The sequence below is a fragment of the Devosia subaequoris genome, from assembly GCF_014197055.1.
Lineage (GTDB): Bacteria > Pseudomonadota > Alphaproteobacteria > Rhizobiales > Devosiaceae > Devosia > Devosia subaequoris.
Genome location: NZ_JACIEW010000003.1, coordinates 207660 through 219924 on the forward strand (window position 1 = coordinate 207660; position 12265 = coordinate 219924).

Sequence of the window (12265 nt, forward strand, 5' to 3'; positions counted from 1 at the left end):
TGCACTGCATTATCGCCAGATTGACGCTTGAAGCGCATCGACACGCAGCGTTACCACTAACAGCAGCACGCGGCACGGAGTATTGAATGACGCCTCCTTTCGTCACCACCGACTGGCTGGCCCAGCACCTGAAAGATCCGGACGTCGTCGTTGTCGATGCGAGTTGGCACCTGCCCAATGGCGCGCGTAATGCCCAGGCCGAATATCTGGCCGGCCACATTCCCGGCGCCGTGTTCTTCGACATCGACGGCATTGCCGACACCTCGAGCGACCTGCCTCATATGCTGCCCAGCCCGGCGGAATTCGCCCGCGCTGTGGGGGCACTGGGCATCAGCGAGGAAATGACCATCGTCGTCTATGATGAGGTCGGCCTGTTCAGCGCCCCGCGCGTCTGGTGGACATTTCGCAGTTTTGGCGCGAAAAATGTGGTCATGCTCGAAGGGGGCGGCCCGAAATGGCGCGCCGAAAAGCGCGGCACAGAAACCGGGCTGCAGCCCCGGGAAAAACGTCGCTTCGAGGCCAAATTCGACGCCGATGCGGCGGTCGGCTTCGAAACTGTCTCGGCCAATCTGCGCAGCCACGCCGCCCAAATAGTCGATGCCCGCCCCGCCCCGCGTTTTCACGGCGAAGTGCCCGAACCACGTAAGGGTCTCAGGGCCGGCCATATTCCTGACAGCACCAATGTGCCGGTGAGCCTTGTTACGGAAAACGGGCGCCTCAAATCTCCCGAAGCGCTGCAGGCGATCTTTGCCGAACGCGGTGTGCGCCTGGACCAACCCATCATCACCTCCTGCGGCTCCGGTATCACTGCCGTCACCCTCGCTCTGGCGCTCGAGCAGGCAGGGGCAAAGCATGTCGCCGTCTATGACGGCTCCTGGGCTGAATGGGGCGCGCGGGACGATGCCGAAGTGGAGAGCTGACCGGCCTCAGGCGTAGGCGACCCAGCCGCGGAAGTTGAACCCGGCAAAGAACAGGCTCACGCTGGAAAAATCAGCCTCTGCCATCATGCGCTCTTCATCCTCCGGTGAGAGCAGATGCAGCCGCTCCAGCATGGCCGTGCGGCCATTTTCAGCGTGGGCCGGATCGACCCCGTTAGAGACGGCAAAGGCCGCATGCCGCCGCATCCAGATCTCGCGGCTCTGCGCATCCTGTGGAAAGCTCATATGTGCCAGGACCAGCGGCGCGCCCGGCCGCAAACGGCGACGCAACTGCACGAGGGTGTCGAGCCGTTCATCCAGCCGAATGAAATGAAAGGTGAGCAGACAGGTGGCGCCGTCGAACGGCCCCTCTGGCGCTTCAGCGATTGTCCCTTCATGCAGTTGCACCCGATCAGCGAAAGCCGCCGTCGCTGCGCGGGCGGTATCGAGCATTTGCTCGGAGGGATCGACACCATCAAATTGCCATCCCGCATGACGGCTCGCCAAATTGCGCAATTCCATGCCACCACCGGCACCCAGAACCAACACTCGACCCGTCTCTGGCACGCGTTCAGTCAGCAGCAGATCAGTCATGCGATGTAGGGAATCCAACCCCGGCACCTGCCTGGGCGGCCCTTCAGCATAACGCTGCGCGACATCGGCGAATTCGGACATCATCACCTCCAATGATATATGTAACTTGCATTGTTACAATTTAATGGAATGGTCAAGCCCATCGCCACGGCGATCGAGAATCGGCTATCAATATGCATGGCGCCGTCCACGCCTCCACCCTCCACCTGGTAAGCAGCAAACCTGCCGGACGACTTCGCAATTCATACGCCCCGTCGTGCGACGGCATAAGGAGGGATTGCCTGAGCCAGCAACGACTGGAGCAAGACCATGCCGCTTTCCGCACCGATTTACCGCCTCAAGCGCGCCGCCAAGACGCAAGTCCGCGACCGGACCATCCCTCTTCATGTTGCGCTCGACCAGATCGCTGCGAAAGAAGGCTATTCGAGCTGGAGCTTGCTCGCTGCGCGACACGCAGACGCCTCGATTGATCCGGGTGATCTTCTGGCCCAGTTGCGGCCGGGCGAACTTGCCCTGATTGCAGCGCGCCCCCGTCAAGGCAAGACACGTCTGGCCCTGCAGATTGCCGTTGCATCTGCAGAGGCGGGCCAATCTGCCCATCTCTTTTCGCTTGACTACACCCCGGCGGATGTGCAGGCGAAATTGGAAGCGATTGGCGCCGATCCCCGCCGGCTGCCGGGCCGATTTATCGTCGATTGCTCCGATGACATCAGCGCCGGACATGTCCTTCAAGCCCTGGCTGATGCACCGAGAGGGAGCCTTGCGGTGATCGACTACCTGCAATTGCTCGACCAGAAGCGGTCCACGCCTACGTTGCAGGACCAGGTTTCGGATCTGGCCCGGTTTGCGAGTGCGCGGGGCGTGATCATCGTTTTTGTCTGTCAGATCGAGCGCGCCTTCGAGGCCGTAAACGCCCCCCTGCCCGGACCTGCAGATATTCGCCTGCCAAACCCGCTCGACCTGAGCTTGTTCAGCCGCGCCTGGTTCCTGCATCGGGGGGTATTGCGCAGCCACGACGATATTGCGCAGCCACGACGATTTGGCTGGATAGATCATTCGGCATCAACAACTGGCTCCAATCTGGTTGGGTGCCACCAAGTCTGGCGCCACCCTTTCCGTCATTGCCCCTTGCGGTGGGCCGCCGCATCGGAATAATCGCGGGAGCGACTAGGGATGAGGGCATATGGCTGCGCGTAACGAGACTTCTGCAACTCGGCTGGACGATGCAGCGCGGGCCGGCTGGCTCTATTATGTGGCCGGCAATACACAGGAGGAGATCGCCTCCAAGATGGGAATATCGCGCCAATCGGCGCAGCGGCTGGTTTCGCTCTCGGTCAGCGAAGGATTGATCAAGGTGCGGCTCGACCACCCCATCGGCCGTTGCCTGGACCTGGCCGAGCGACTGCGCGCCCGCTACGCGCTCGACCACTGCGAGGTCGTGCCGTCCGATCCCGGGAGCACCTCGAGCACAATCGGCATTGCCGAGGCCGGGGCCGCTGAGCTTGAACGATGCCTGCGCAGCCCCGACCCGGTGATTATTGCCATCGGTACCGGCCGCACGCTCAAGGCCGCGATCGAACAACTGCAGCCCATGGATTGCCCGCACCACACCGTGGTGTCGCTGACCGGCAATATTGCCCCGGACGGCTCGGCCGCGTTCTACAACGTCATCTTCAACGTGGCCGATACGGTGAAGGCCCGTAGCTTTCCTATGCCCTTGCCGGTTATCGCTTCCTCGGCCAAGGAGCGCGCAATGCTCCACACCCAGCCCATGATCGCCTCGACGCTCGACCTGGCGGCCCGCGCCAATATCACCTTTGTCGGTATCGGCCATCTGGGCTCGGATGCGCCCCTTTTGCTCGACGGCTTCATTTCCGAAACCGAACACAAGGCGCTACAGAAGGCCGGTGCGGTCGGCGAAATCTGCGGCTGGGTGTTCGATGCCGAGGGACGACTGATCGAAGGCCAGACCAATGACCGGGTCGCGTCTGCCCCCATTCCCAGCCGCGAAAATGGCCGCGTCATTGCCCTGGCCATGGGCCCGGCCAAAGCCGCCGCCATCCGCGCCGCCCTGGCAAGGCGCCTCGCCAATGGCATCATCACCGACGAACAGACGGCGGAACTGCTGCTGGCGTGACAGCATGATCGTTCATGGTCCGCTTGGCCCTGGCTTTATGCGCCGGACCTTAAGCGGACATCAGCTCCACATCCGCTTTCGGCACAATATTGTGGTTCAGTCGGAAAAGGTTCTGCGGATCGTACTTCTCCTTAATGCCGCGCAACTTCTCAATATTGGATCCGTAGGCCTCCGATACTCTGCCCTCGTCGTCCGTGGGCAAAAAGTTTACATATACGGTGCCGGCGGCGTGAGGCGCAGTCTGCTCAAAAAGCTCGCGGGCCCAAGCGATACATGACTGATCTTGTGCAGGGTCGGACCATCTCGTGTGAATATTCATCACGAAGTGGCGTTGACGCTGAGGAAAAGGTGTGGCGGAGGGATCAACACGTGTCATCGCACCGCCCAGATGTGCGATAAATATCTCTGTCTGCGGGTCAGGCAATTCGGCAACCGCCGACAAGGTCGCGTCTATGACCTCATCGTGCAGAGCAAGAAAGTCGTTGCTCTTCCAGTAGTTGCGCGCACCTGGGGTGAGGAGTGGATCGAAAGCTTGCTGCCACCCTTCATAGGGGTGTGGGGCGATCACGTCGGCAATCGGTTCGCCAAGGGCCCGCAACTCCTGCATTGCCTGCATCCCTTGCTCCATGTCGCCGGCATAGCAGGCGGCGAAAATAAGAACTTCCTTGCCATGCCAGGCCGACGGGATGAAGGGAAGCGGAGGTGCCTGCCGCAGGACCACCCAGACAGTCAGTTCGTCAGGCGCGCGGGCACAGATATCACGATATTTTTGCAGGAGACCGCGCGCATCAGACAAGGGGTGCACTATCAGCCCAGACAAGACCTCAGGACCGATCGGATGCAGCTTGAACTTGAACGAACAGACTACGCCGAAATTGCCCCCTCCCCCGCTGATCGCCCAGAAAAGATCAGGATTTTGCGAAGCACTTGCTGTTCGTATCTCGCCATCGGCGCAGACAACTTCAGCCGATAGCAGGTTATCAATCGTCAGCCCGTGTTTGCCAGTAATCCAGCCAAAGCCACCACCAAGGGTCAGACCTGAAATACCGGTTGTCGAGTTGATGCCCAGAGGCACCGCCAATCCGTGAGCCTGGGTGACCTTATCCACGTCGGACAAAAGACAGCCGGGCTCGACAGTTGCTGTGGCTGCATCAGGATCGACGTGAACGCCCTTCATCTGCGAAAGATCAAGAAGCAACGCGCCATCAGCCACCGCATGGCCCGCAATCTGATGGCCGCCCCCTTTTATACTCAGCAAGACGCTGTTGTGCTGCGCGAAGTTCACCACGAGCTGGATATCTCTCCGGTCCTTTGCGCGCACGATCAGACCAGGATGCCGATCTAGCATGCCGTTCCAAAGTGATCGGGCCTCGTCGTAGCCGGCGTCGTCTTTGCCGATCAGCTGGCCCTCCAGCGCGGTCCTCAATTCTGCCAGTCTCTCGTCGAGGACCTGCAAGGTCCCACCGTTCAGATCTTTTAGCTCTACGGTCATGGCGATTTCTCCAATAGGTTTTTGGCCTATCGGCAGACTGCGCCCCAACATGAGGGTGAACTAGTCCTGAAACTGAACCTGCCTTTTCCTGACGGGCGAAGGGTGAAATCGTGCTAGGTTGAAGCGTGGGCGATAGCGGGCTTTTCTCCAGAGGAGGAGTTGCAAGATGACTCTCGGCAGTTACGGACAGTTCTGTCCGGTCGCGATGGCGGCCGAAATGCTCTGCACGCGCTGGACCATCGTTCTGGTGCGTGAAATGGTGGCCGGCTCAACTCGGTTCAACGATTTGAGACGAGGCGTTCCGCGCATGTCCCCGAGCCTTTTATCCCAAAGGCTGAAGGAGCTCGAAGTTGCCGGGATAGTCTCGCGTGGCCCCGCAGATGACGAGCCGAGTGTGCAGGAATACCGCCTGACCAAGGCCGGGCACGACCTGCAGTCTATTATTGAAGCCTTCGGTATATGGGGGCAAAAATGGATCGAGACACAGGCAACGCTGGAGAACCTGGACCCGTCGCTGCTGATGTGGGACATGCGCCGCAACCTGGACCCGTCTCCCTTGCCCGACCGCCGGACAGTGATCAGTTTTCTCTATCCTGAACTTGCGGGTGGCAGGCGACACTGGTGGCTGGTCGTAGAGCCCTTCGGTGCCGTTGACCTCTGTTCGACCGATCCTGGATACGATGTCGATCTCTGGGTGACGACGAATCTGCGCACCATGACTGAAATCTGGATGGGTCTGGCAAGAGTAGAGCAAGTTCGAGACAAGATCCAGTTTGAAGGCGATCCGGCAATGGCGAGCACAATGCAGACCTGGTTGGGTCTTAGTCCTTTTTCCTCTCAGTCGAAGCTGGTGCACTGAGAAGACATCCATCGCCACAATTGCCACATCGAGATCGCAGACGGCTTTCTGCCCACCCATATTTGAGCGTTGTCCGGCAGCCACCAGTACAGAGCTGAGTGACAGTGCGCTCTTGGGCTGAAGAAGTTAAACCTAGAAACCGCTTTTCGGCAAACTGCCGCCAGCAAAACTCGCAGCCCACCGCGCAAGCTCGAAGGTCACGTCTGACAGGCTCGATCCCACCCACGGTCAGGAGGTTCCCCCTGCAGTAAGACATTCTGATTCCGGGCATAAGTTCGTTGAACAGCGTCTTTGCTCATACCACTTACACGAGCGCTTAAGAACCGCGCTTCAGCGCTGTTTACCAAGGAACAGAAGACATCCCAAGAAATTCACCGCTTGACTCGCACGCCATTTATGTAAACATTTGCTCATAGCCGAGGCAAATGCCCGTTTCGGCATCTGGGAGGATTTCTATGAGACTGACACCGCTTTTCGCGGGCGTTTTAACGCTCGCCCTCGTCGGCACCGCTTCTGCGCAGACGCTCACCATTGCCACCGTGAACAATGGCGACATGATCCGCATGCAGGGCCTGTCGAGCGCCTTCACCGAAGAAACCGGCATTGAGCTCAACTGGGTGGTTCTGGAAGAAAACACGCTGCGCCAGAACGTGACGACGGACATCGCCACCAATGGTGGCCAGTACGACATAATGACCATCGGCACCTACGAGGCCCCGATCTGGGCCGGCCAAGGGTGGCTGAAGCCACTCGATGGCCTGACGGCGGACGCCGAATATGATATTGACGACCTGCTGCCGCCGATCCGCGACGGCCTGAGCGTCGATGGCAAGCTCTATGCCGCCCCGTTTTATGGCGAGAGCTCCTTCATCATGTATCGCACCGATCTGATGGAAGAAGCGGGCCTCACCATGCCGGAAGCCCCGACCTGGGAATTCATCGGTGAAGCCGCGCGCGCCATGACCGATCGCGAGAACGACATCAACGGCATCTGCCTGCGCGGCAAGGCTGGCTGGGGCGAGAACATGGCTTTCCTGACGGCCATGTCCAACTCCTTCGGTGCCCGCTGGTTCGACGAAGACTGGAACCCGCAATTCGACAGCCCGGAATGGAAGGAAACGCTGGACACCTATCTCTCGCTGATGGCCGATGCCGGTCCCTCGGGCGCTTCTTCCAACGGCTTCAATGAGAACCTGACCCTGTTCCAGCAGGGCAAGTGCGGCATGTGGATCGACGCCACCGTGGCGGCCTCCTTCGTCACCAATCCCGATGACTCGACCGTGGCCGACAAGGTCAGTTTTGCCCTGGCGCCCGACACGGGCCTGGGCAAGCGCGGCAACTGGCTCTGGGCCTGGTCCCTGGCGATCCCGGCTTCCTCGCAGAATGCCGATGCGGCCGAGCAGTTCATCGGCTGGGCGACCTCCAAGGAGTATCTCGAACTGGTTGCCGCTGAAGAAGGCTGGGCCAACGTGCCCCCGGGCACTCGCATCTCGCTCTATGAAAACCCCGACTACCAGGCGGCCGCCCCGTTCGCGGAAATGACCATGGGGTCGATCTATGCGGCTGATCCGACCCAGCCGACCGTCCAGCCTGTGCCCTATGTGGGCGTGCAGTTCGTGGCCATTCCCGAATTTGCCGGCATCGGCACCAATGTCGGCCAGCTCTTCTCAGCAGCGCTCGCTGGTCAGATGTCGGCCGATGACGCCCTGGCACAGGCCCAGGACGCCGTAACCCGCGACATGACCCGCGCCGGTTATCTCAAATAAGGCTTCCTCCAAAGCCTCAGGCGGCCGGAACCTCTTTTTCGGCCGTCCTCTTCCGGACCCTATGCACGGATATTTCTTCCTCCCTTGCATCTGCGTCCTGAACTGGAGCCGCCCGGCAAATTCGTCCCCCTCAGGACGCCGGACGGTTCCATCCCCGGCACTGCGGCTGCGCCGCAGGCTGGCGGGCCTGATCCGATGGCCATTTCAGGTGACCATCCGATGAGGACCGATGGACCCGAACAAATCGGGCAGATCTGATCGGCCCTGGGAGGACTGCATGGCGACCCGGCAAACCCGCACCCTGGCGCGCACCATGATGGCACCTGCCGTCATCGTGCTTCTGATCTGGATGGCCGTGCCGCTAGCCATGACCATCTGGTTTTCGTTCCAGAATTACAGCCTGATCAACCCGATGATGACCGGCTTTGCCGGCTGGGGAAATTATGAATACGTCATCGGCGACCCCAGCTTCACCCAGGCGCTGGTCAATACCCTGCTGCTGGTCGGCGGGGTGCTGCTGATCACCGTGATCGGCGGCACCTTCCTGGCGCTGCTGCTCGATCAGCCGATCTGGGGCCAGGGCGTTTTGCGAATCCTGGTCATCTCCCCCTTCTTCGTCATGCCGCCGGTCGCCGCGCTGATCTGGAAGAACGGCTTCATGCATCCCGGCTATGGCATGCTCGGGCACCTGTTCAAGGCTCTTGGCCTCGAGCCGGTGGACTGGTTCGCGCAATATCCGCTGTTTTCGGTGATCGTGATTGTCGCCTGGCAGTGGCTGCCTTTTGCCACGCTCATCCTGCTCACCGCATTGCAGTCGCTCTCCGAGGAGCAACGCGAGGCCGCCGAAATGGATGGCGCCAACGCGGTCAACCGCTTCCGCTATATCATCCTGCCGCACATGGCCCGGGCGATCACCATCGTGATCCTGATCCAGACCATTTTCCTGCTCGGCATTTTTGCCGAAATCCGCGTCACCACCGGCGGCGGACCCGGCTATGCCTCGACCAATATCACCTTCCTGGTGTTCCGAACCGGTATTTTGTCCAATGACATCGGGGCCGGTTCCGCCGGTGGCGTGGTCGCGGTCATCATCGCCAACATCGTCGCCATCTTCCTGATGCGCGCCGTCGGCAAGAACCTGGACGCGTAAGGAGACAAGATCATGGCCCGCAACGCATCCGTTCAGACCAAAGTTGGCTTCACCGTGCTGGCATGGGCCGTGGCCCTGCTGCTGTTCTCGCCCATCCTGTGGACCATCGTCACCGCCTTCAAGACCGAAGCCGAGGCGATCGCCACTCCGCCCACTTTTCTTCCGCTGACCTTTACGCTCGACAATTTCGGCGATGTGCAGGACCGCTCGGACTATATCAAGCACGCCTGGAACTCGATCCTGGTGTCGGTAGGCTCGACCCTGCTGGGCCTCGTCATTGCCATCCCGGCAGCATGGTCAATGGCCTTCGCGCCGACCAAGCGCACCAAGGACATCCTGATGTGGATGCTCTCCACCAAGATGATGCCTGCCGTTGGCGTGCTGATCCCGATCTACCTGATATTCCGCGATCTGCGCCTGCTCGACACCGTGCATGGCCTGACCATCATCATGACGCTGATCAACCTGCCGATCATCATCTGGATGCTCTACACCTATTTCAAGGAAATCCCGGTCGATATTCTCGAAGCTGCGCGCATGGATGGCGCCGAGCTCTGGAACGAAATCGTCCATGTGCTGGTGCCCATGGCCATTCCCGGCATTGCCTCGACCCTACTGCTCAATGTGATCTTGGCCTGGAACGAGGCCTTCTGGACCATCACCCTGACCTCGGGTCGGGCCGGCACATTGACCGCGTTTATCTCTTCTTTCTCGTCACCCCAGGGCCTGTTCCTGGCCAAGCTTTCGGCCGCATCTCTTCTGGCCATTGCACCAATCCTGTTGCTGGGCTGGTTCAGCCAGAAGCAGCTCGTCCGCGGCCTCACCTTCGGCGCCGTCAAGTAAAGGGCTTTATGAAATGGGTTCCATCACGCTCGAACACGTCAACAAGTCCTTCGGTGAAGTCGAAATCATCCCCGACATTTCGCTTGAGATCGAGGACGGCGAATTCGTTGTCTTTGTCGGCCCCTCGGGCTGCGGCAAATCTACCCTGCTGCGCTTGATCGCGGGGCTTGAGGACACCACCTCGGGTCATATCAAGCTCGATGGCGAGGACGTCACCGGCGCACCGCCCGCCCGGCGCGGCCTGGCCATGGTGTTCCAGTCCTATGCGCTCTATCCGCATATGAGCGTGCGCGACAACATCGCCTTCCCCCTCAAAATGGCCAAGATGCCGCAAGCCGAGATCGACAAGAAGGTCGAGTATGCAGCCCGCACGCTCAATCTCGGTTCTTATCTCGACCGCCGCCCGCGGGCCCTCTCCGGTGGCCAACGCCAGCGCGTTGCGATTGGCCGCGCCATCGTGCGCGAACCCAAGGCGTTCCTGTTCGACGAGCCCTTGTCAAACCTCGATGCGGCGCTGCGCGTCAACATGCGGCTTGAAATCACTGAACTGCACCAGCAGCTCAAGACCACCATGATTTATGTGACCCACGACCAGGTGGAAGCCATGACCATGGCCGACCGGATCGTGGTGCTGAATGCGGGCAATGTCGAGCAATTCGGCTCCCCGCTCGAACTCTACAAGAGGCCCGCTAACCGCTTTGTGGCCGGCTTTATCGGCTCGCCGAAGATGAATTTCGTCGATGGTCCCGAGGCCGAAAAGCACAATGCCCACTCCATCGGGGTACGGCCTGAGCACTTTGCGCTCTCGACCACCGCGGGAGCTGGACAATGGGCCGGTACGGTCAATGTCGCCGAACAACTCGGCTCCGATACCTTCCTGCACGTCGAGGTCGAAGGGCTCGGACTGATGACAGTGCGCACCGATGGCGAACAGACCTTCCGCCATGGCGACAAGGTCTACCTCACGCCCGCCGCCAACCGCATCTACCGCTTCGACGCGGCCGGGCTGGCACTCCAGGACAAACCGACATGACCACCAGGCTTTCCACTGCAACGCTTCCAGCGATCAAGACTGCGGTCACCCCGGCCTATACCCGCGCCGATCTCACCGCCGGCATCGTGCATTTCGGCGTCGGCAATTTTCATCGCGCCCATCAGGCAGTCTACCTCGACGCCCTGTTCAACCTGGGCGAGGGCCATGACTGGGCGCTGGTGGGCGCCGGCGTACGCGCGGCCGATGAGGCGATGCGGCAAAAGCTGATGGGGCAGGACTGGTTCACCACCGTGGTCGAGCAGGAGGCCGACCATAGCGCTGCCCACATTACCGGCGCCATGATCGACTATCTGCCGCCCGGCGACAGCGCGGCCGTTATTTCCAGGCTGGCGGATCCGGCCATCCGCATCGTCTCGCTGACCATTACCGAGGGCGGCTACTATATCGACCCGGCCAGCCAGACATTCGATCCAACCCATCCCGACATTGCGCATGACGCGACCCATTTCGACGCCCCGAAAACCGCGTTCGGTCTGATCTTGGCCGGCTTGGTCAAACGCCGCGAGGCTGGCATCGCCCCCTTCACGGTAATGAGCTGCGACAATATCCCGGGCAACGGCCACGTGACGGAAAACGCCGTCGCGGGCTTGGCCGCCCTGATCCACCCGGAACTGGCCGAGTGGGTCAAGTCCTCGGTCTCCTTCCCCAATGGCATGGTGGACCGCATCACCCCGGCCACCTCGGAACGCGAGAAGACCTTGCTGGCCAACCAGTTCGGCATCGACGACGCCTGGCCGGTGTTCTGCGAAAGCTTCAAGCAATGGGTGCTTGAAGACAATTTCCCCGCCGGGCGCCCGGCGCTGGAAAAGGTCGGTGTGCACTTCGTGCCCGACGTTGCGCCCTACGAGCATATGAAGATCCGCATTCTCAATGGCGGCCACGCCACCATCGCCTATCCGGCCGGCCTGCTCGACATACATTTCGTGCACGAGGCCATGGAGCACCCACTGGTTTCCGCCTTCCTCAAAAAGGTGGAGACCGAGGAGATCATTCCCGTCGTACCACCCGTGCCCGACACCGATCTCGACGCCTATTTCGCGCTTTGCGAGCGGCGCTTTGCCAATCCCAAGATCGGCGACACCGTGCGGCGCCTGGCGCTCGATGGCTCCAACCGGCAGCCCAAATTCATCATCCCTTCGGCGCTCGATCGCATTCGCGATGGCCAGAGCGTCACTGGCCTGGCGCTCGTTTCAGCCCTCTGGTGCCGCTATTGCTTTGGCACCACCGATAGCGGCGCGGAGATCGAGCCGAACGATCCGAATTGGGACCGACTCAACGCCCAAGCCATCAAGGCCAAGGATAACCCCAAAGCCTGGCTCGAAATGGCCGACATCTATGGTGATCTGGCCAGGGCCCCTGACTTTATTGCCGCCTTCACCAAGGCTCTGAACGCGCTGTGGATGCAGGGCACCGCCCGAACGCTCGAGGGGTATCTGGCGGGTCGGCACTAGGT

11 protein-coding genes are annotated in these 12265 nt (G+C 60.7%); 9 read left to right on the forward strand and 2 right to left on the reverse strand.

Going from position 1 to position 12265, the window contains the following annotated elements; genetic code table 11:
- Positions 1–86: 86 nt before the first annotated feature.
- Positions 87–920: a 3-mercaptopyruvate sulfurtransferase gene (gene sseA, locus GGR20_RS07800; RefSeq protein ID WP_183310689.1), complete on the forward strand. Its 834-nt coding sequence runs from the start codon at positions 87–89 to the stop codon at positions 918–920.
- Positions 921–926: 6 nt separating this feature from the next.
- On the opposite strand, the gene GGR20_RS07805 is transcribed toward sseA, so the two are convergent.
- Positions 927–1592 carry a class I SAM-dependent methyltransferase gene (locus GGR20_RS07805; RefSeq protein WP_183310690.1) on the reverse strand — a complete coding sequence of 222 codons (666 nt, stop codon included), beginning with the start codon at positions 1590–1592 and terminating at the stop codon, positions 927–929.
- A 228-nt stretch (positions 1593–1820) separates the two neighbouring features.
- Between GGR20_RS07805 and GGR20_RS07810 the strand changes: the two genes are divergently transcribed.
- Positions 1821–2666 carry a DNA helicase gene (locus GGR20_RS07810; RefSeq protein ID WP_183310691.1) on the forward strand — a complete coding sequence of 282 codons (846 nt, stop codon included), beginning with the start codon at positions 1821–1823 and terminating at the stop codon, positions 2664–2666.
- Between the two features lie 28 nt (positions 2667–2694).
- A complete protein-coding gene (locus GGR20_RS07815) occupies positions 2695–3648 on the forward strand; it encodes a sugar-binding transcriptional regulator (protein ID WP_183310692.1) in 954 nt (317 codons plus the stop codon).
- A gap of 49 nt (positions 3649–3697) precedes the next feature.
- Here the strand turns inward: GGR20_RS07815 and GGR20_RS07820 are convergent, their stop codons facing one another.
- Positions 3698–5140: an FAD-binding oxidoreductase gene (locus GGR20_RS07820; RefSeq protein ID WP_183310693.1), complete on the reverse strand. Its 1443-nt coding sequence runs from the start codon at positions 5138–5140 to the stop codon at positions 3698–3700.
- A gap of 166 nt (positions 5141–5306) precedes the next feature.
- Between GGR20_RS07820 and GGR20_RS07825 the strand changes: the two genes are divergently transcribed.
- The 6 genes from GGR20_RS07825 to GGR20_RS07850 all read left to right on the forward strand — a co-directional run bounded on the left by GGR20_RS07825 (position 5307) and on the right by GGR20_RS07850 (position 12263).
- Positions 5307–5999 carry a winged helix-turn-helix transcriptional regulator gene (locus GGR20_RS07825; RefSeq protein ID WP_183310694.1) on the forward strand — a complete coding sequence of 231 codons (693 nt, stop codon included), beginning with the start codon at positions 5307–5309 and terminating at the stop codon, positions 5997–5999.
- Between the two features lie 455 nt (positions 6000–6454).
- The gene (locus GGR20_RS07830) at positions 6455–7765 is read left to right on the forward strand and encodes an ABC transporter substrate-binding protein (protein WP_183310695.1); all 1311 of its coding nucleotides are present in this window, start codon (positions 6455–6457) and stop codon (positions 7763–7765) included.
- Positions 7766–8042: 277 nt separating this feature from the next.
- Positions 8043–8915 (forward strand): carbohydrate ABC transporter permease, encoded by an 873-nt coding sequence (locus GGR20_RS07835; RefSeq protein ID WP_183310696.1) that lies wholly within the window; start codon positions 8043–8045, stop codon positions 8913–8915.
- Positions 8916–8927: 12 nt separating this feature from the next.
- Entirely contained in the window at positions 8928–9758 is an 831-nt protein-coding gene (locus GGR20_RS07840; protein ID WP_183310697.1) for a carbohydrate ABC transporter permease, read from the forward strand.
- A 13-nt stretch (positions 9759–9771) separates the two neighbouring features.
- Positions 9772–10791 (forward strand): ABC transporter ATP-binding protein, encoded by a 1020-nt coding sequence (locus GGR20_RS07845; RefSeq protein WP_183310698.1) that lies wholly within the window; start codon positions 9772–9774, stop codon positions 10789–10791.
- Positions 10788–12263, forward strand: a complete 1476-nt coding sequence (locus tag GGR20_RS07850) for a mannitol dehydrogenase family protein (protein WP_183310699.1) — start codon at positions 10788–10790, stop codon at positions 12261–12263. Before GGR20_RS07845 ends, GGR20_RS07850 begins: the two co-directional genes overlap by 4 nt.
- Positions 12264–12265: the final 2 nt, after the last annotated feature.

Coding starts and splice junctions, on each gene's coding strand:
- sseA (WP_183310689.1), top strand. CDS start 87: ATGACGCCTCCTTTCGTCACCACCGACTGGCTGGCCCAGCACCTGAAA.
- GGR20_RS07805 (WP_183310690.1), bottom strand. CDS start 1,592: ATGTCCGAATTCGCCGATGTCGCGCAGCGTTATGCTGAAGGGCCGCCC.
- GGR20_RS07810 (WP_183310691.1), top strand. CDS start 1,821: ATGCCGCTTTCCGCACCGATTTACCGCCTCAAGCGCGCCGCCAAGACG.
- GGR20_RS07815 (WP_183310692.1), top strand. CDS start 2,695: ATGGCTGCGCGTAACGAGACTTCTGCAACTCGGCTGGACGATGCAGCG.
- GGR20_RS07820 (WP_183310693.1), bottom strand. CDS start 5,140: ATGACCGTAGAGCTAAAAGATCTGAACGGTGGGACCTTGCAGGTCCTC.
- GGR20_RS07825 (WP_183310694.1), top strand. CDS start 5,307: ATGACTCTCGGCAGTTACGGACAGTTCTGTCCGGTCGCGATGGCGGCC.
- GGR20_RS07830 (WP_183310695.1), top strand. CDS start 6,455: ATGAGACTGACACCGCTTTTCGCGGGCGTTTTAACGCTCGCCCTCGTC.
- GGR20_RS07835 (WP_183310696.1), top strand. CDS start 8,043: ATGGCGACCCGGCAAACCCGCACCCTGGCGCGCACCATGATGGCACCT.
- GGR20_RS07840 (WP_183310697.1), top strand. CDS start 8,928: ATGGCCCGCAACGCATCCGTTCAGACCAAAGTTGGCTTCACCGTGCTG.
- GGR20_RS07845 (WP_183310698.1), top strand. CDS start 9,772: ATGGGTTCCATCACGCTCGAACACGTCAACAAGTCCTTCGGTGAAGTC.
- GGR20_RS07850 (WP_183310699.1), top strand. CDS start 10,788: ATGACCACCAGGCTTTCCACTGCAACGCTTCCAGCGATCAAGACTGCG.